Source organism: Leptospira fainei serovar Hurstbridge str. BUT 6 (assembly GCF_000306235.2).
Taxonomy (GTDB): domain Bacteria; phylum Spirochaetota; class Leptospiria; order Leptospirales; family Leptospiraceae; genus Leptospira_B; species Leptospira_B fainei.
The window spans coordinates 98,374-116,371 of record NZ_AKWZ02000004.1; the positions used below are offsets into that span (position 1 = coordinate 98,374).

Annotated in this window: 18 protein-coding genes; 8 read left to right on the forward strand and 10 right to left on the reverse strand. The window is 43.3% G+C overall.

Annotation, left to right across the window (positions count from 1 at the left end):
- Window positions 1-535: 535 nt before the first annotated feature.
- Together LEP1GSC058_RS06650 and LEP1GSC058_RS06655 are read left to right on the forward strand one after the other, a co-directional pair.
- Window positions 536-2,944 carry a TonB-dependent receptor gene (locus LEP1GSC058_RS06650; protein WP_016548823.1) on the forward strand — a complete coding sequence of 803 codons (2,409 nt, stop codon included), beginning with the start codon at window positions 536-538 and terminating at the stop codon, window positions 2,942-2,944.
- Window positions 2,945-2,956: 12 nt separating this feature from the next.
- Window positions 2,957-3,343 carry a hypothetical protein gene (locus tag LEP1GSC058_RS06655; RefSeq protein ID WP_016548887.1) on the forward strand — a complete coding sequence of 129 codons (387 nt, stop codon included), beginning with the start codon at window positions 2,957-2,959 and terminating at the stop codon, window positions 3,341-3,343.
- A gap of 46 nt (window positions 3,344-3,389) precedes the next feature.
- Here LEP1GSC058_RS06655 and LEP1GSC058_RS06660 read toward each other — a convergent pair whose 3' ends face one another.
- Entirely contained in the window at window positions 3,390-3,836 is a 447-nt protein-coding gene (locus LEP1GSC058_RS06660) for a methylglyoxal synthase (protein ID WP_016548741.1), read from the reverse strand.
- Between the two features lie 197 nt (window positions 3,837-4,033).
- Window positions 4,034-4,183: a hypothetical protein gene (locus tag LEP1GSC058_RS20135; RefSeq protein ID WP_156860662.1), complete on the reverse strand. Its 150-nt coding sequence runs from the start codon at window positions 4,181-4,183 to the stop codon at window positions 4,034-4,036.
- Between the two features lie 253 nt (window positions 4,184-4,436).
- Between LEP1GSC058_RS20135 and LEP1GSC058_RS06665 the strand changes: the two genes are divergently transcribed.
- Together LEP1GSC058_RS06665 and LEP1GSC058_RS06670 are read left to right on the forward strand one after the other, a co-directional pair.
- Entirely contained in the window at window positions 4,437-5,390 is a 954-nt protein-coding gene (locus tag LEP1GSC058_RS06665; RefSeq protein ID WP_051133774.1) for a lysophospholipid acyltransferase family protein, read from the forward strand.
- Window positions 5,391-5,451: 61 nt separating this feature from the next.
- On the forward strand, window positions 5,452-6,273 hold the full coding sequence (locus tag LEP1GSC058_RS06670) for an FcpA-related putative periplasmic flagellar protein (RefSeq protein WP_016548772.1): 822 nt from the start codon (window positions 5,452-5,454) through the stop codon (window positions 6,271-6,273).
- Window positions 6,274-6,296: 23 nt separating this feature from the next.
- On the opposite strand, the gene LEP1GSC058_RS06675 is transcribed toward LEP1GSC058_RS06670, so the two are convergent.
- From LEP1GSC058_RS06675 to miaB, 3 genes are all read right to left on the reverse strand, one after another.
- Window positions 6,297-7,133, reverse strand: a complete 837-nt coding sequence (locus LEP1GSC058_RS06675; protein WP_016548746.1) for a hypothetical protein — start codon at window positions 7,131-7,133, stop codon at window positions 6,297-6,299.
- 73 nt (window positions 7,134-7,206) lie between these two features.
- The gene (locus LEP1GSC058_RS06680; protein ID WP_016548813.1) at window positions 7,207-8,985 is read right to left on the reverse strand and encodes an LptF/LptG family permease; all 1,779 of its coding nucleotides are present in this window, start codon (window positions 8,983-8,985) and stop codon (window positions 7,207-7,209) included.
- Window positions 8,982-10,331, reverse strand: a complete 1,350-nt coding sequence (miaB, locus tag LEP1GSC058_RS06685; protein ID WP_039948147.1) for a tRNA (N6-isopentenyl adenosine(37)-C2)-methylthiotransferase MiaB — start codon at window positions 10,329-10,331, stop codon at window positions 8,982-8,984. Before miaB ends, LEP1GSC058_RS06680 begins: the two co-directional genes overlap by 4 nt.
- A gap of 144 nt (window positions 10,332-10,475) precedes the next feature.
- On the opposite strand from miaB, the gene LEP1GSC058_RS06690 reads away from it, so the two are divergent.
- On the forward strand, window positions 10,476-11,093 hold the full coding sequence (locus LEP1GSC058_RS06690; protein ID WP_016548783.1) for a J domain-containing protein: 618 nt from the start codon (window positions 10,476-10,478) through the stop codon (window positions 11,091-11,093).
- On the forward strand, window positions 11,071-11,712 hold the full coding sequence (locus tag LEP1GSC058_RS06695) for a hypothetical protein (protein WP_016548822.1): 642 nt from the start codon (window positions 11,071-11,073) through the stop codon (window positions 11,710-11,712). The genes LEP1GSC058_RS06690 and LEP1GSC058_RS06695 overlap by 23 nt, the downstream gene beginning before the upstream one ends.
- Here LEP1GSC058_RS06695 and LEP1GSC058_RS06700 read toward each other — a convergent pair.
- The 3 genes from LEP1GSC058_RS06700 to LEP1GSC058_RS06710 all read right to left on the reverse strand — a co-directional run bounded on the left by LEP1GSC058_RS06700 (window position 11,695) and on the right by LEP1GSC058_RS06710 (window position 14,291).
- Window positions 11,695-12,573, reverse strand: a complete 879-nt coding sequence (locus LEP1GSC058_RS06700) for an LA_3696 family protein (RefSeq protein WP_016548871.1) — start codon at window positions 12,571-12,573, stop codon at window positions 11,695-11,697. The two genes, LEP1GSC058_RS06695 and LEP1GSC058_RS06700, sit on opposite strands and share 18 nt — an antisense overlap.
- Before the next feature lie 144 nt (window positions 12,574-12,717).
- Window positions 12,718-13,557 (reverse strand): methylated-DNA--[protein]-cysteine S-methyltransferase, encoded by an 840-nt coding sequence (locus LEP1GSC058_RS06705; protein ID WP_016548774.1) that lies wholly within the window; start codon window positions 13,555-13,557, stop codon window positions 12,718-12,720.
- The gene (locus LEP1GSC058_RS06710) at window positions 13,554-14,291 is read right to left on the reverse strand and encodes an alpha/beta hydrolase (protein ID WP_039948129.1); all 738 of its coding nucleotides are present in this window, start codon (window positions 14,289-14,291) and stop codon (window positions 13,554-13,556) included. Before LEP1GSC058_RS06710 ends, LEP1GSC058_RS06705 begins: the two co-directional genes overlap by 4 nt.
- A 108-nt stretch (window positions 14,292-14,399) precedes the next feature.
- On the opposite strand from LEP1GSC058_RS06710, the gene LEP1GSC058_RS06715 reads away from it, so the two are divergent.
- Together LEP1GSC058_RS06715 and LEP1GSC058_RS06720 are read left to right on the forward strand one after the other, a co-directional pair.
- Window positions 14,400-14,978, forward strand: coding sequence for a TetR/AcrR family transcriptional regulator (locus LEP1GSC058_RS06715; RefSeq protein ID WP_016548833.1), 579 nt, complete (start codon window positions 14,400-14,402; stop codon window positions 14,976-14,978).
- Window positions 14,979-14,981: 3 nt separating this feature from the next.
- Window positions 14,982-15,950 (forward strand): MBL fold metallo-hydrolase, encoded by a 969-nt coding sequence (locus LEP1GSC058_RS06720; protein ID WP_016548832.1) that lies wholly within the window; start codon window positions 14,982-14,984, stop codon window positions 15,948-15,950.
- Window positions 15,951-15,981: 31 nt separating this feature from the next.
- Here the strand turns inward: LEP1GSC058_RS06720 and LEP1GSC058_RS06725 are convergent, their stop codons facing one another.
- Window positions 15,982-16,620, reverse strand: a complete 639-nt coding sequence (locus LEP1GSC058_RS06725) for a hypothetical protein (RefSeq protein WP_232224631.1) — start codon at window positions 16,618-16,620, stop codon at window positions 15,982-15,984.
- A 79-nt stretch (window positions 16,621-16,699) separates the two neighbouring features.
- Entirely contained in the window at window positions 16,700-17,989 is a 1,290-nt protein-coding gene (locus tag LEP1GSC058_RS06730) for a HEAT repeat domain-containing protein (RefSeq protein ID WP_198014389.1), read from the reverse strand.
- Window positions 17,990-17,998: the final 9 nt, after the last annotated feature.

Here is a 17,998-nt window from a genome sequence, read left to right on the forward strand (position 1 = left end):
TCTCACTTTTTAAAAAGCATCGCCTTAAATTCCTGGGGCTTCGAGGCGCATTGATAACGAGGCTAAAATAGGTTTTTACTTGCTTCTTAATAACGAGTTATCATTATTGGTAATCGGTGGACTTAAGTTATTCAAAATCAATTCGGAATATGGCTCGGCGAATTCTAATTCGCTCGGGCTTTTCCTATTTCATTTTGGCTCTCTTCTTAGGCGGATTATATCTTAGTTCATCCCACCAACACGGCTACCGAGAAAAGAACCTTGCTTACGAGCAAAAATCGCAGGTTAGCCAGAACGATCATTGCTTCCTTTGCTCCCACAACAAACTGACCTCCTTCCGAGCAAAGCATTCTCAGACGATCACATCTGGAGTCATGTGCCTCGAACGGCTTCTCCAACCTGTATTTATTTTTAAAAAACCCCTTAAATACGATTCACGCCGAGAACGAGCGCCTCCACTTTTCTCCTAAACATTATCGAATCTTAATGTACCGCACTAAATGCGGATTTTCCTTTATAAAAAGGAATAGGAAAAATGAAAAAATCTTATCATATTCAATTAGTATTATTATTTACAGTTATTCTTCTCGCTCCGTCAACCGGACTCCTTGCCCTTGACGTTAATTTAAAAGGAATCGTAAAAGATCCGCAAGGAAAACCGATTTTCGGTGCGAGAGTGTTCCTGGTAGAAAATAGGATGAATTCGCGTACGGCGAACGAAGGTACATTCGAATTTCAGCATCTTTCTCCGGGAAGTTATACTCTAACCGTTGCAGCCCCTAATTATCAGCCGATCACTTTGCAAGTGGAATTAAAAGACGAAGATAAGATATTAAACGTAGTGCTTCAGAATTCCATAATAGAAGGACAAGCGATTAATATTACCGCAAAATCGGCCGCTTCCGATTTTCTTTCAGCCCCTCAGCCGACCACAGTAATCGAAGGTAGGCGTTTGGAACGTCAGCGAGGTCAAAACGTAATGTCCGCATTGGATAATACGCCCGGAGTCGCAAACCTCACTACGGGAGCCGGAACTGCAAAGCCTGTCATCCGAGGCTTGACAGGCCAAAGAGTCTTAATCATGACTGACGGAGTTCGTCAAGAAGAGCAACAATTCGGAGACGATCATACCGTCGATTTGGACGCGTTTAATATCGAGCGGATGGAGGTCGTGCGGGGTCCGGCTTCCGTCCTCTACGGTTCGGACGCGTTAGGCGGGGTCGTAAATGTGATTCGATCCAAAGCACCAACGGCAAAGGACGGAGCGCCGCTTTTAGGAGGAACGGTTTCGGCCAATAGTTTTTCAAACAATAGGCAGGACGCAGGCTCCGTTTCTCTTTTCGGTTATAATAAAGAAGCTAATTTCGGTTATCGAGTCCAAACGGACACTCGAAAAGCGGCAAGAATTACCACACCGAAGGGTACTCTTCCCAATACCGGATTCAAAGAAAAGAATATCAGTGCTTCGATCGGAACCGACGGTTCCTGGGGAAATTTCTATGTGGATTCGTTTCAAAGATTTCAAGAACAGGATTTATACGATAATCCTAACGAGTCGCCGGGGGCGAAAGGATATCAGCTCGTAACTCACCAAAAAACACACGTTCATTCGTTTTTCATATTACCTTTTATGAATGTAGAATTGGATGCCGGGTATCAGAGAAACAATAGAAGAGAAATCGAAGACAAAAATAGATATATGCCGATAAGAAGTACGCTTACGGACCCAAGCGTAGACACCTTCGGTAAGGCCTATGCACTCTATCAAGTCAACCAAAACGCGGTTAAACAAGGACTGAATCTATTCCTGGATACGACCACACTTGATGCAAAAGTTCATCATAAGGAATGGAAAGGCCTCAAGGGTACGGTCGGCGTTTCGGGCATGCAACAGAGAAACAGTACGATCGGCACAAACCCCTTAATTCCGGGTAACTCGCTCAGCAATATAGGATTCTTTTTACTTGAGGAATGGAAAGTCGGAGACTTTACTTTTTCCGCAGGCGCCAGAATGGACAAAAGAAGTATGGATATCAAAGCCAATCCGCAACTAAGCGTCATCGATCAGACTCGAAATTTTTCGGCGCACACCGGAACCTTTGGCACCGTTTGGAGATTCGCAAAAAACTTCGCTTGGTCCGTAAACGTAGGTAGGGGGTTTAGAGCGCCTACCGCATTCGAGCTCTTTGCGGACGGAGTACATGAAGGAACCGGAAGATTCGAGGTCGGTAAGTCCACTCTAAATCCGGAAACTTCCTTAAATTACGATAGTTCCGTGCGATTCGCTACCGATCGGATCCAAGCGGAATTTAGCGTCTTCCGAAATAGAATCAATAATTATATATACTCCGTAAGTGCAGGGGCTTTCGATCCCAATTCCAAGTTGCCGATCTATCGATACCGTCAAGATGCAGCCACTCTTCAAGGTGGAGAATTCAGCCTGCAAGCTCAGGCAACGTCTTGGTTGGTATTTACAGGAGGAATCGATATCATACAAGCCACGATTCAAAAAAATGTTCCCAATGAGATATTTATAAATCCGAATGCCACGGATCTTGACTCGATCGTTTCGGATCTTCGTAGTAAATATCTACCCAGAATCACTCCGAATCGAGGACGCTTGGGAGCCCGATTTACGACGGGAAAGCTTTTTGGAATCGATAACCCGTATTTTTCCGTGAATGGAACTTTTGTTCAGCCCCAATATAAAGTGGATAAGTTGGAAACCGCCACCGCAGGATATAATCTTTACGATTTAGGTTTTGGCGGCGAAATTCCGGGACTTTCGCAAGGAGCCGATTCCGCGACGTTTGACGTAGCCGTGTTAAACGTATTTAATAAGGAATACGTAAGCAATCTAAGCAGATACAAGGATTATGCCCTAAATCCCGGTACAAATATTACCTTCAAGACTACGATTCCATTCACACTAATAAGTAATTAAGGAGAAAAAGAAATGCTATTTAGAACTATAATTTTACTGATTTTCCTACTGCATTTACCTAATTGCAGCAGCGACCCCGCAGCCGAGAAGAGACGAAAAGACAATCAAAGGCAATCCCTGATGTCGTTGATCGCGAATCAAAACCTTAAAGCCGATTGCGTTTATTGCACTAATACGCAGGCGTTTCAAGGGAACTGTTCTTGCTATGTCGACATTCCAGTAGGGACCTGCCAAGGTATCTCGACCGGAACGGGAAAGTCAAACTCATATAAGATTTCATGCTCGGATTTAACTTCAACGGGGATATGGACGACGGACGGAGGCGGAAATTCCTCCTGCACATTCCTGACCTGCCCACCGGAAGCTTATAGGGCGGCATTCACTTCTAATGGACGTTAAAATATTAACCGGCTTGCTCTCTTCCTTCAAAACGAAACGGGCAAAATCAATAAATGGGAAGCCCCGTTTTATAATCGATGGAAGTTCTTCTATAGGAAGAGGAAAGTAAATTAGAAGAAATCAAATAATCCGCGGAAATTCTGTTGTTTGCAACGGGAATATTATATAGGACTGCAATCCTAAGCAACGCCTTTACATCCGGGTCATGGGGTTGAGCCGTAAGAGGATCCCAGAAAAAAATCATAACATCGATCTCACCGTCGACGATTTTCGCTCCTATTTGCTGGTCTCCGCCGAGCGGACCCGAAAGAAATCTGTGAACCGGAAGATCGGTTTTTTCGTGCACCACTTTTCCCGTAGTTCCCGTACCGTATAAATGATGACGGCGAAGCTCTTCTTTATGAAGCAGGACCCATTCGACAAGGTCCTGCTTTTTATTATCATGCGCTATTAAAACAATTCTTTTTGTCTCGGGGACATTGGCAGTTTGCATCGGATCTTCCTCTTCATTTCACGGTCTCCGCCGCCTCTCATTCCTGGAATCATTTTTTTAAGTCTCAACCAAGGTCTTTCGATTTCGGATTAGTCATCTTTGAATGCGGAAAACGATTCATTGCCTGTTGCGCGTTCAAACATAAACCAATTACAAAGTTATCACTCTTCGGATTCCAGTAAGAATCCTTCTCCGAACTAATCTATAAATAGAATGGCCTGGAGGCGGATCGGCGGACAAACGAAGACCTGAATTTCCACCACTCCGGCTGAATTGAAAATCACAGTCGTAAAACGTTCACCGATAATATAAATCAAAATATTATTTCCATATAATATTCGATTCAAACTCATTCTCTCATTTACTACGCTAACTCGGACCAGTAGCGCTGAAACCATTCCGATTAGAACGAGATTAATTTCTTTTTCGACACGAAGAAATTCATTAATGAGGCCTTGATTAGACCGAGGTCAAGAGCTACCGATCATTCTCCTTACAGAGAATTATACTTTCCTTATATTATTTTTGAACCCAGGTCTAACGAAAAAAAACTGCAAAATAGTTGTTCTCGTTTCTTCGTTTTTAGAATTGGAAGAAGCCGTGAGTGAAATCAATCAATTGGCAAACGAATTCGAAGCAAGATCAATAACGCAATTTAAGCATTTCGTTTCTTACCTAATCATGCGGTCGGTCCTTTTTCCATTTTCATTCCTGCCTTACAGAGTATGCATAGTTTTGGGTTCGGGATTAATGTTGCTACTATATCCGATAGCTTATAAGCATCGCAAGATAGCCTACCAAAATATATCTCACGCATTTCCGGAATTGACGCATAAAGAAATATTATCGTTAGTACGAAAGCATTTTAGATTTCTCGGCGTAATTCTCGGTTGTTTTTTCTACGAGCAAAGAAATCCGAAAGTTTGGTATGAAAATTATATATCTTACGATAAGGAATCCGAAAAAATCGAGAAAGCAATATCGGCTACCGGCAGCGGTGTAGTGATCGTTTCGGGTCATATAGGAAATTGGGAGAGTATGGCAGTTTATATGCCACTTCGACTTTCAAAGGTGGGTACTCTATACAAACCGGCTAGAAATCCTTATGTCAGCAATTGGGTGGATAAGAGAAGACGGAACGCCGGTACGGTTGCCACGATTCCGATCGATCGACCGACGGAAGTTCTTCGTAAATTAAAAGAAGGATACTGGCTGGCGTTCTTCGCAGATCAAAACGCGGGAGATAACGGGATTTTCATCCGGTTTTTAAACAGGCCCGCCTCGACGCACCAAGGCCCGGCGGTGATGGCCTACATGGCAAAAGTCCCGCTGGTCTTTTATACCACTGAATACAAGGGCAAAGGAAAATTCGAAATCAGCTGCGAAGATTTAGGAATTCCGGAAAGGTTGCCGGAAGAAACGAAGGAGGACATGATCAAAAGAACAACCGAGATCTGGACGAAAGTATTGGAAACGAAGATCAGGAAATCGCCCGAACAATACTTTTGGGTCCACCGTAGATGGAAGACTCAACCGAAACCTTTATCGTCTTAAAATACTAGGAAACATAGTTTCGAGCTTATGTTTATCCTCTAGGCGCCGATCTTATTTATGAATGCGCTTTTTTAGTTCGCTAAACTTTCCCAATAAAGAGCAAAGCCTCATTCTCATCCTGATAGCACCCTTGTTTTGTCTATTGGGGGAAACCGATCCGCATGATCGCTTCCCCGAAAAAAGGCTGGAAATGCTTATTCCTGAGTCTGCGAGCGAAGGCCCCTGGAGTGAAAACCCTTTAGAGTTTCATGATTTGGACTTTCTCGGCAATTTCTCCGAAGATAATTCAAAATCCTTAATAAAGAAGGCAGGTGAAGAGCTCGGGAAGGCGTTAGATACGTTTAGAAAATCCAGTTCCACAATCGATCGGAGACGAAGAGAAGAGGAAGCCAAATCGTTGGATTCCGAAAGATATGATTGGCAAAGAAAAACAAGACTCGAAAATTTCGAAAGAGTCGTGAATCGGGATCTTGCTCGGGCCAGACTGGAGACGATTAGCCTGCTCGCAATGGCATCACAAAATCTTGATAAAGTTAAAAACCCGAAAGTGAAGCAAACGAATTCTTTTTTGGAGATTCAGGCGGGCGTCTACCGAGAATTGATCAAGCACCAATATGCGATGAGAAACTTCGTTCAGTCGGCCGGTTTTCTGGAAAAATACATTAACTTAGACCCGAAATTCAACGAAGAGGCGGAACCCCATCAACTTCTCGCACATTGCTATGAAAGACTCTATCTAGCTGCCAAGAAAAGTAAGGATGAAGATAGCGCCCAATCTTATCTATCTTTAAGAAGAAAACACGGAATTCTTTACGCGGAACTTAAATACGGTCAAAATTCCTACGAATTCAAAAAAGTAATGGAGTTGCTTGCGCGGGATTAACGACTCGCAGCGCCTCTTCCAGATCAGGTATGCTCGGGAAGACCCAATTCCTTACGAAGTCGTTTATTTTCTTCGACTAACTCTCGTATTTCTTGTTCGGTGTACGCGAATAATTTCGTTTGAGCTTCCAGAATCCGATTCATTTCTATCTCTTCGATACTGGAATATTCGAGTGCGCGCTCGGTCGCTTTTCTCAACTCCAACGCATGTTTCAATTCCATCGTTTTAAGATTGTCGATAATCTCCGAAACTTTCAAACGCTCATGCAAGGTAAGCAGTTCTTGATTTTTAAGCTCGTTGACTCTCTCGATCGCCTTATTGATGTCTTCGTTATTCTTCTTTATCTTGGCTTCAAATTCTAAAATAGCATGTAAGGCGGCATTCGCTTTATGCGCATCCTGGTATTCTTTATTTGCCAGTTCGAAAACGCCTTCAAAGAAGCCTACATTTGCCAGGCAGCTATTACCGATTTCGTTAGCGATCAGCTTAAAGAATTCCGTTTGAATGACTCTATCCAAAATAATGCGTAGAGTCCTAGGTTGAACCGGATTTTCTAAGACCTCCGATTTACCCTTAGGAGACAATTTCGGAAAAATTTCCTCGGCATCGGGAGAAACGATAATAATTAAGGCAACGAACGGATGCAATTCGAAACGTTTCAAAAAATCGTCTTTAATTTCATTCCATTCTTTGATCTGGGTATTTACATAGAAGACATTGATATCTTGCGGATCTAATTCGATCGTTTTGTAATCCTTGAGGATCACTTTGCGCAATTCTATATTGATACGGGGATGCTTCCAGATATGGACGGGGAATTCCGCTCCGGAGGTGATATGCCATATATTTGCGGTTTTCAAAGCCGACTGCCCCCTATGCGCGCGTCTTAAAGATGACGGAATCCGAAATTTTCGGATCCTGCCGGGCTCAAGGCTAACCCCTTCCTTCCCGGTTTCTCCATAAAGATAATTTCTTGAGTACCACTGTCAATTTCGTTTTTAGGGGTTCCAAATACCCGAAACTCCTGGTTAGGAAATCGGAGACGGGAGAAAGTCTCTCCCCGATTCTCGCAAAAAACTTCATAACGGGTAAAGGCAATCGCATATCCGTTCTCTTTAGCATGATATTCAAGCTAATTATGGTAACGACGATATTACCGGCCCAGGGACCGAGCCAAACCGGAAATTTACTATTATCGGAGACGTTACTACCGACGGTGAATAAACCCCAATATATTATGATCAAAACCACTGCCATGGTAAAACTCATCCCTTTTCCGGAACGTTTCACCACTAAACCGAGCGGAAGAGAGATAATCGAAAAAATTAAACAAGAGATCGGCATCGCAATCCGCCGATGGATCTCCACATTAAATTTCGCGAGTACCTTTTTGGATTGTTTTAGTAAAGCGTCCAATTGAGTCAGAATCGAAAATTTCTGAGTCTTTTCGGAAGCGGAAATGGTCGGATCCTGTGCGGTTTGAATAACATCGATCTGCAACTGAGTTACCATCGCTTTCAGACCCCCGATCCCTTTTATGGACAATCCCATTTCGTGCAAAATTTCTAATCCGGGAATGTTCTCCAATCCTTCGCTTTCAATGCTGTTTCGAATAGAGATCAATACCGGCATCGTGAATGTTTCCGGACTTACGTTCAGCTCTAAGGTTTTCTTTTCTTCCTTTTTGGGAATGTTATAATCCATTTCCCCGTTGCGTAAATCATATACGGAGAATCCTTTCTTATCTTGATTCCATTCCAAAATCCAACCGCCTTTCAATCGGATCGATTTTTCGAATTCACCGTTCGGTCCCATTTTTTCCACAAGGGTACCTTTTTTAGCGGAAATAATCTGCGAAAGGCGTGAGCCGCCCATTGGAATCGCCGTCGTACCTATGTAAAAGTATTCGTCGCCTTCGAGAGAGATTGTCCATTCCCGAATTTGAACCCCGCTTAATTCTCCGGTTTCGGCGTTCACTCCTTCCGTATACATGGTCCGTCCTTTTTCCTCGAAAAGACCTTGCGTTTTATCTCCGCTGAATTGCCCCGGAGTCATGGCAAGAAGAGGATTATAAGCCATAACCCATTTATTAAATTCCTCCATCTTTCTGGTATTTTCGGGAGAAAGATAAAAATTCAGATAACCGACCACAAGCGCCATGACAGTTCCGAAAATGAGAAACACGACGTAGATTCTGGAGAAACTAATCCCGGCAGAGCGAATTGCGGTAATTTCGGAATCGCCGGATAACCGTCCGGCAGCCATAACCCCGCTCATAAGACAGGCCATTGGGATGGTCATCGGCATGATATTTCCCAGAAGATAACCGAAATAGTCCAATAAGCGAAGTGGATCCACGCCTTTCCCGACGAAAAGACCGATCATCTTTTGAAGAGCGAGAGCCATATAGACGGTTGTGAAAAATAGAAGGGATACGAAAAACGGAGGAACGATCTCCGATAAGATATACCGATCCAAGATCGGAATCCACCGCCAAAATTTTTCCCGATCCGTATGAACATAAAATCCGGGAGGAAGATCGGCGATGCTATGAACTCTAACGGAACGGAGGTCCGTACCTTGTCTGACTTTGCCTTTTGCTTCTACGCCGAAAACTTCCGTACTTCCCTTTCGGGTAGTACGAGCCTTGCTATTTGCAGAGGATTGGGCCGAAGCGCCTTTCCCCTTTGGTGAAGGGGAAGTTTTTTTCAAGCAAGGATCCTTCCCTTTAGGGTAGCGCTTGTAGCGGATACGATCGTAACCGAAACGGACCGACCTATCATCGATTCGGAATCCTCGCCTTCAGGGATCGGAAAAACAGTCATGCGACCGCAAGGAGTTCTACCGCAGACTTCGTTAGAAGATTTCTTCGATATTCCTTCAATTAGAATAGGATATGTTTTTCCGATCCTCGACTGATTCTGTTCCAAAGATATCGTGGTCTGTAAATCGACCAACTTCGTAAGTCGTTCCCCTTTTACTTGTTCGGGAACATCGTCCGGATAACGCTTCTGCGCGATCGTCCCCTCTCTTTCGGAATATTTAAACATAAACGCCATATCGAAGCCGACTTTTCTAACGACATCGAGTGTTTCTTCATATTGCTCGTCGGTTTCTCCCGGAAATCCTACTATGATGTCTGTCGTCAATCCTACATGCGGAACATAACCCCGGATTCGATCAACGACATCCAGAAATTCTTCCCGAGAATAAACCCGTTTCATATTCGCTAAGACTTCGGTATTCCCCGATTGAAGAGGTAAATGTATATTCGGACAAAATCTGGGATTTTCCGCCATCAACTCGAGTAAGTGCAAGGGGAAATCTTTCGGGTGAGGCGACGTAAAACGAATTCTCTCGATTTCCGTTTCGTTTAACAATAATCTTACTAAACCGGCAAAGTCGATATCTTCGAATTTGTAAGAGTTCACATTTTGACCTAAAAGAGTCAGTTGCTTTACGCCTTGGGCGACTAAATCTCTAGTCTCCCGTACTATCGAATGCGGATCCCTACTTCTTTCCCGGCCTCTTGTATAAGGAACTACACAAAAAGTGCAAAAATTATTGCAACCGCGCATAATCGTAACGAAGGCTTGAACCCCGTTTACAACCCTCGGCTCGATCTCGTCGTAGGTTTCGATTTTGGAAAGACGAGTTAGAGAAACGGATTGTTCCCCCGTGCGTATCCTGGAAATTAAGTCCGGCAACGTGCGGTAATTATCCGGTCCGACCACTAGATCCAAAGGAAGTTCCTGATGGAACAAATCCTCACCGAGATTCTGAGCCATACAACCCAGAACTCCGATCACAAGGGAAGGATTCCTTTTTTTTAAATAGCCTAGACTTTGTAAACGACCGTAGATTTTAGCGTGCGCATTCTCGCGGATCGCACAAGTATTCAAAAAGATGACGTCGGATTCTTCAGGATCGGAAACCGTTTCATATTGAGCGCCTTGCATTAAACTAGCGACGATCCCGGAATCGTATTCGTTCATTTGGCAGCCGTAAGTCTCTATATAAACCTTGCCGGCCTTGACAGCAGCTTCTATGACGCTCATAAGACGAGTTTTTGAGGTAGAAATCGTGTGTAAAGGTGATTTCATGACCCTTTTCCCGATTGAAAAATCGTTTCCTAATCTTCTCGAATCGGGCAGAATCGGGAAAAACGGAAAAACCAAGGATTGATAACCGTAGGTATTAGCATGAACCGAAAGGCAGATTATTACGGATTATTGGGACTGCCTCGAGACGCCGAAAAAAACGATATTGAAGAAGCGTTCGATAATTATATTTCCTCCTTAGACTTGAACATGTGGTACCCCTGGAGAACGGAAGCTATACGGGAAGGGGCGGAAGCATACTATTATCTTTCCGATCCGGTTCGAAGAAAACGTTATGACGGTTCTTTAGATTACGAATTAGTATTATTGGACCCGAACGGAGTTCCAAAGGAATTCGAACAATACTTCGAAATACAAAAAATTTCGACGCCTAAAGAATACCAAAGATTATACCGACAGTTTCTACTCCTGAAGTACGAACGTGAAGACAAACTCTGGTCGCTTCGGAATACTACGCTTTTCTTTCTGGGATGTTTTAGCTTTCTGATGATCGTATCCCTAATACTCGTTATTTTTCAAAAAAACGATTGGCTCTCATCGAATTCCGACCTTTTCTATCGTAAATGGGGTCTCCTTCTTTCTTCCGGTTTAATGGGAGGGGGTTACCTTTTCTTCCGGGTTCTTTACTTGAATCGGGTGCTATCGAAAAGAGAAAGAAAGAGAGAGCAAGAGATCGATGAAGAGAGCCGCCAAGCTTGACCCGAAAGCGCTTACAAGAGAAGAAGTCGAATATTATTATTCGCTTTTGCAAGAAGAAGTAACCGAATACAATTGCGGTTCCTTATGTGCACCCACCAACGGGGGAATTCCTATTTGTTGCCAAGCGGATAACGCACTCCCCGCATTGTATAAATCCGAATATGAAATGCTTTCGGAAAGGACGGATCTTTGGAAGGAATACGTTCCGGTCACAAAAGAGGAAAAAAAGGAATTCGCCGAATACGACCAAAGAAAAATTACGTTTTGCGAATGCAAAGGCGTCGCACACTGCGAAAGGGAAAATCGTTCCGTTAGTTGTCGCACATTTCCTTTAGAACCGTATTTGGATACAAGAGGCGTGATCGTAGGATTAGTTTTCATGAAAGAATTCACTTCTAAATGTCCGCTAACCTCCCGTGAGAAGGATATTCGCCAAGAATTTATAGACAATCATTTCCTTTTCTGGGAAAAACTTCTCTTTAGATTGGAATCCGAATACGAAGTCTATTGGGATTCCAGCAGAGCATACCGACGATGGCGCAAGAGAACAGGCAATGATTTTCCGATCTTATACCCGAGCCATTTAAAAGGTAAAGAATATCTAAAGCAATATATCTAGATAGCGCAACATCTTATCGACTAATTTGAAAATGATCGGTAAGATAGCCGCTATCCCTAATAGACTGGTAAAGATCCATCGCGTCTGATTTGCAATGGCAGCATGGATGTCCACTTTCAAACCAGCTATATCAGTTCGTATTTCCGTCCGGAAGGTTTCGAATTTTACATCCATCCGGGCAAATCTCTCAGTCATATCTGCTCGTAAAGTTTCAATCTTTAGATCAGTCTTTGCGAATCTTTCAGTCATATCTGATCTTAGAAATTCAATCTTCGCATCCGTCTCTGCAAATCTTTCGGTCATATCCGACCGCAATGTTTCAATCTTTAAATCAGTCTTTGCGAATCTTTCAATCATGTCCGACCGTAATGTTTCAATCTTCACATCTGTCTGTGCAAATCTTTCGGTCATATCCGACCGTAATGTTTCAATCTTTAGATCAGTCTTTGCGAATCTTTCAGTCATATCTGATCGTAGAAATTCAATCTTCGCATCCGTCTCTGCAAATCTTTCTGTCATATCTGCTTTCTGAATTTTGATCTCAACGACCGTTGATCCAAACTTCTCAATCATCTGGCTACGAAGAATCTCAATTCTTGATTCAACATTCGTAAATCCTCCCTGAACATTTTCCCGGAGGTCTAAGAATTGTCGGCCTACATCTAAGTTTGATTGCTGCATTTCTAACCGTAATTTTCCCGACTCTTCCGCAATTGATTTGGCGAAATGATTCGAAACCCGGCTTTCCAAAAATTCCGTTTCGGCTTCAAATGCATGATTTAGTAGGTCGATAAACTGATTCGATTCGTCCAGTCCCAGGACGTCTTTCAATCGTTTCGGGAGGTCTCCTATAAAAATCATTTTACTTCTCCTGAATGAACTCTGCAAGTTTTTTACTCTTTCCTCAAGTTCAGGTAATAAAAGAAGTGAAATGATCGCTCTTTTTAGGAACGAATTATATATTAAGGAATAATGATTCACCTATATTGGAATCATTATTCCGACTTAATGTTTCTCTAGTTTGGCAGCCTCGTAGGCAATGATGGCCGCTTTTCGGGTGGTCCCCCATCTATATCTATTTAATACTCCTGTTTTACGAATAACCCGATGGCATGGGATTAAATATGCTAGAGGATTTTTGGCCACCGCAGAGGCAACCGCTCGGACCGATCGTTTCGAACCTGTGCGCTCCGCAAGATCCTCATACGAAATTAGAGCCCCTTCCGGAATCGCCATTAAGGCTTCCCATACCTTCACTTGGAAATTCGTTCCGAAGAGATGAATTTTTATTCTATTCCGAGAAGGTGAGAACAATTCCTTGAGATCGGACGTGGCATTCGCATCCTCTATGAGTTCAGCGTTTTTCCATTTCCTGCGAAAGGTTTGTTCGATTTCGGAGATCGTTAAATCGTCCACGAAATGCAATTCGCAAATCCCTTTGTCGGTTTTTGCCGCGAACATATTTCCGAACGGACTCGGATGAATTCCATAACGAATTTTTAAATCTTTTCCGTTCGTTTTCCATTGACCGGGCGTCACGGCCTCGGTCGTAACGAATAAGTCGTGAAGCCTTCCGGTTCCGTTCATTCCGAGCGATAGAGCCGTATCCAAAGCACTCGAGCTTTTTTGCATTATCTCTTTCGCATATTCACGCCTTAGAAACTGCAAATACCGTTTCGGCGGAAGACCGGCCCATTCCGAAAAAATTCGATTAAAATGATATTCCGATAATCCTGCAACGGAGGCTAATTCGATTAAGTCAGGCTGCTCCGGAAAAACCGAATCGATGTATTCGATCACTCTGGCGACCGTTCGATAATATTCCGCCGATTTCTTTAAGTTCATTTTTTATCCAACCAATCGCAAATATCGGTCACAATTTGCCCTATAGAACTTTCCGTAATCATCCAATGGGATGTGTTCTCGTAAACCTTATAACCGGCAGCATATCGATCGGCAAATTTTCGCAAAGATTCGGCGTTTACGATCCTATCCTTCTCCGCAGCGGCCACAAAAACAGGACATTCGATCTGAGATTTGGAAGTATACGCGGTCCGAGAAATTTTTCCCGGAAGAACGCATTCGCGCACTACAAACGGATTTTCATTCAAAAAAGAAGGATATAAGTCTTCTCTCTCTTTACTGGATAAACACTGATAAATCCAAGTGGAAAATCCGGATAGACTCGGCCTGGATGACTTCGTAAAAAATCTCGAAATGAATGTTAAATATATTCCGAAAGCGATCGCATGTAAGCCAGGCCGATTGTATTTTGCGGGTACGACGGGACTGAGAAGGATCAATGCTTTAGGTTTTACCCGTGCTGCAATGATTTGCGCTAATAATCCTCCAAACGAATGACCTATCAGAATCGTATTCTCCCAATCGATGCTTTGTTTTTGCAGTATTTCCAGATATCGATTCGAATCGGGTAATACATCCCCTTCTTCCATGACCCCGTCGTTTCGTAATTCCGGGATCGAATACGTATACCCTCTTTCCTGAAACTTTTTTGCCATCGGAACGTATAAGCTACTCCGACACCATAAACCCTGTGCAATAACCACGTTTTTTTCCATAAATGGAGAATATACCTCCTGGAGACCGTCCTCAACCCGGTTCTTGCTATTTTGAGCCTGAATTTTTTATGTTGACCGGTCTATTTATTTAATGTTCGATGGAAATCTATGGGCGAAAAGGGTGAAAAATCCAGGGATAGAATGGTTCGAGCAATGGCTGAAGCGCTGGAAACACGCGGCTATTCCGGGACCGGTTTAAACGACATCGTCGAGGCGTCGGGAGCTCCGAAAGGATCCATTTATTTCCATTTTCCGGGAGGTAAAGAGGAATTAGCGACGGAAGCTTTATCGAGTTCGGGCGAAGAAATGGGGGAATTTTTCCAGCGAGTATTGAAGAACTCGAAAAGCGCTGCTAACGGTATCGAAAATATTTTACAATCCCTCGAGACAAAACTGATCGCTTCTAACTTTTCCAAAGGCTGCCCGATTTCCACAACTGCAAACGAAACCGCCTCGGAAGACGGAGCCGTAAACGAAATCTGTCAAAATATATTCAAAAATTGGAATGCGAAACTGGAGCTTTTCTTGAGAAATTCCGGATACGGAAAAGTTCGAGCCCGAGAGCTTTCCCTCGTTTTACTTTCCCTAATGGAGGGCGCGATACTACTTTCTAGAACAAGCAGGGATGTTCGCCCCCTTCGCTCAGCGGCAAAAGCCGCAAAACAATTACTTAATGCAGAGGAATAAAATATGAAATCATTAAAAATAATCCTGATCGTTCTGATTATCTTTACGGCGTCTCAGTTCTACCTTCTCGGATTTCCAAGATTGGCGATCCCCTCCGTTTCGACGGTGTCCGAAACGGTATCCGATCCTCGCGCTTCCAAGGAGGACTTTCGACCCGATATCCGTTTTTCGCTCATTAAGACCGGCGAAGGGAACACCCTGGAGGCGTTTATCGTAGAAGGCGGGTCAATATTCAAAAAACGTAAAATAATTCACACCGCCGTGTTAGTGCAGCATCCGAAAGGAACTCTTTTATTCGATTCGGGATTAGGAACCCGTGTCGCGGACGAATTTAAGCAACATGAATTTTATAAAAGACCTCTACTCGCGTACAAAAACGATCGCCCCGCGATTAGTCAATTGAAAGAGGCGGGCTTTGATTCTCGAAAAATCCAGTCCATATTTCTTTCCCATTTGCATTGGGATCATGCCAGCGGAATTAAAGATTTTCCTTGGGCGAAAATTTACACCACATCCGCGGAGAAGGAATTCGCCTCGTCGCACGACGGAAAAAAGAAAGGATACATATCTTCTCAATTTTCCGGAGATGAGGTGGCTTGGGGGAATATAATCTTTAATGATGGACCCTACGAGAACTACGAAAGTAGTAAAGATTGGTTTGGAGACGGAAGTCTGGTCTTTGTCCCGATTAAAGGTCACACGCCCGGCTCCGTGGGAGCATTCATAAATATCTCCGGAGAGCGTAGATATTTTTTTACAGGAGATACCACCTGGTCCCAGGAAGGATTCAGCTTTCCAGCCCACAAACCTAGAGCTGCGAGATGGATCGCCGACAACAATCCGAATCTTTTGGGCGAAGAATTGGAAAAAGTTCATCAATTACTAACGCGTTATCCGAAATTACAGATCGTACCCGCCCACGACGCGACGATCCAAGAGAGGCTTGGATTTTTTCCGAATTGGATTCGATAAAACGCACGAAAGAGAATTCAAGAAATTGATTTTATTGATCGTATCGAAAAATAAAGCGAAAAAGCAAGAGCTCATAACCTAGAATTTGTATATCCAATTTATTCTCCCCCGGCACTATGCATCCTTTTTGAAATGTGGCGATGATTCGCCTGGTCTCCTCTTCGTAGTAAGGCCGGGCTTTTTTACGCGGTTTTACTAACATCGCATAACTTTCGCTAGGATTTTTAGGGAATCTCTCTAATGTTTGAAACAAACTTTCCGGAAAAACTACGTAAGTATAAGGAATTTCCAATTTGTCGATCGCGTCGCATTCTCCTAATCGAACTCCTGTCTCCCCCAACTCGGTAACTTCGCGTCCGCCGAATTTAGGACGAATCGTGATCAGGAACGCCCGCTTTCCGAATCGTTCTAATTCCGAAAAACCTTCTTGAATATGATCTCGGTCAAAGTCCGGTCGGGAAAAATTATTCGGATCGGAAAGGATCTTTTTTAATTTGTCCCCCCAAATTTCGGAGGCAACGACCGCGTAAGAACCGTTCCAAGTCTGCCCATCAGGGATCCCTTTCTTAAACTCGTTTTCGGGAGGTAATTCATCGAAGGAAGTACGAACATTCGCACGACAATCGATACAAATTAGGCATAGGAAAACAAAAAGTAGGAATACGTTCATAGAGATGCGATTGCAGGAAAAAAGGGGCATTGATCTTCCATAATTTTCCGAAACAGTTCGTAACTAAGATCTGAAAACTCTAACGAGCGGTCTTGATAAGCAAAATTTCACGAGTGGCTCTTTCCAACTCATGTTTTACTTCCGGAGTCTTTTCGAAAACATAGGCGTCGAACAGTCCGGGTAAACATTCCGGATCACCGATAATTCGAATCGTATCTACGGCTTGCAAGCGTAACGTAAGTTTCTCCTTCTTATTTGAAGCGAACGTTATCAGAGCAGGAACAGTCGTCTTTTCTTTCAGATCGCCAACGGCTCGTAAAATGGAAAGTTTTACGTCGATGTTCCTTTCTTTATCCAAAATTCTTTTTAAATCGACCGAACCCGGATTAAACCCGAGTTTACCGATAGCTTCGGCGGCCTTGGATCGTAAAAAAGGTTCTTTATCATTTTCTAAAACTGTAATAAGCCCCTGCCCTCCTCCGTGATTTCCCAATTCAAGTAAAAGATCTATCAATCTAATTTTTAAGCTGTTTACGGTCTCTTTAGATAATTGTTCCGAAACGGACTTTGCTCCAGATTTGTCTACGAAGGGAAATAAAGCCTCGGCACACACGGCCCGAAGATCGGGATTTTGTTCGGTAATCCCTTTATAAAATAAGGAAATATATTGCCTATTTTTTCTGTCTTTCAGGACCTCGAGAGCTTGCAGACGAACATCCTCATCTTCGTCACTTGCCGCCATTTTTGGAATCAATCCCCGAGAGTCTTGGAGATTGTTCTTCAGTAACGTGGATATGAATTTTCTTCTCAACGCCGGACTTTCATCGGTCGAGAACTTATTTATCAAATTTTGGACTCTTTCATCCTTAATCCAAATGGAAGATTCTAAAAAGTACTCTCGATAAATCGGATTGGGAGAATTGGCCAAATCCAAAACATTCGGCATGGCGCGATCATCCTTCATGACCTGAACGCATCTATATGCAATCTGCCTAAGCTCGTAATCCGTATGAGTCAAACCGGTAATTACGGCATAGATCAGTCTTTTTTCTTTCTTTCTTTCGGCTAGTTCCAGGATTTTCTTTTGAAGCTCGACGTTTTTCGTTATTTTAAACAAGGCCTCGGCTTCTCCGCTCCAATTCGGAGCGAGCGAATCCAAATCGTCGATATCGGAGAATAATCCGAGTATTGCAAACTGCGTATCCTCTCTCGAATTCGGATTCGAAAGAATCCGAGGTAGTTCCCGAACAAGATCCAACCTTGCGCGGCTGCGGATCTCTTGGATGGATTTCGCCTGCTTTCTTCCATCGGATATAACATCCTCTTTGAAAGGATCTTTTACCTCCTCAGAATGTACGAAGGAGGTAATGACGAAGAA

Coding starts and splice junctions, on each gene's coding strand:
- LEP1GSC058_RS06650 (WP_016548823.1), top strand. CDS start 536: ATGAAAAAATCTTATCATATTCAATTAGTATTATTATTTACAGTTATT.
- LEP1GSC058_RS06655 (WP_016548887.1), top strand. CDS start 2,957: ATGCTATTTAGAACTATAATTTTACTGATTTTCCTACTGCATTTACCT.
- LEP1GSC058_RS06660 (WP_016548741.1), bottom strand. CDS start 3,836: ATGCAAACTGCCAATGTCCCCGAGACAAAAAGAATTGTTTTAATAGCG.
- LEP1GSC058_RS06670 (WP_016548772.1), top strand. CDS start 5,452: ATGCGCTTTTTTAGTTCGCTAAACTTTCCCAATAAAGAGCAAAGCCTC.
- miaB (WP_039948147.1), bottom strand. CDS start 10,331: ATGAGCGTCATAGAAGCTGCTGTCAAGGCCGGCAAGGTTTATATAGAG.
- LEP1GSC058_RS06690 (WP_016548783.1), top strand. CDS start 10,476: ATGAACCGAAAGGCAGATTATTACGGATTATTGGGACTGCCTCGAGAC.
- LEP1GSC058_RS06695 (WP_016548822.1), top strand. CDS start 11,071: ATGAAGAGAGCCGCCAAGCTTGACCCGAAAGCGCTTACAAGAGAAGAA.
- LEP1GSC058_RS06700 (WP_016548871.1), bottom strand. CDS start 12,573: ATGATTTTTATAGGAGACCTCCCGAAACGATTGAAAGACGTCCTGGGA.
- LEP1GSC058_RS06705 (WP_016548774.1), bottom strand. CDS start 13,557: ATGAACTTAAAGAAATCGGCGGAATATTATCGAACGGTCGCCAGAGTG.
- LEP1GSC058_RS06710 (WP_039948129.1), bottom strand. CDS start 14,291: ATGGAAAAAAACGTGGTTATTGCACAGGGTTTATGGTGTCGGAGTAGC.
- LEP1GSC058_RS06715 (WP_016548833.1), top strand. CDS start 14,400: ATGGGCGAAAAGGGTGAAAAATCCAGGGATAGAATGGTTCGAGCAATG.
- LEP1GSC058_RS06720 (WP_016548832.1), top strand. CDS start 14,982: ATGAAATCATTAAAAATAATCCTGATCGTTCTGATTATCTTTACGGCG.
- LEP1GSC058_RS06725 (WP_232224631.1), bottom strand. CDS start 16,620: ATGAACGTATTCCTACTTTTTGTTTTCCTATGCCTAATTTGTATCGAT.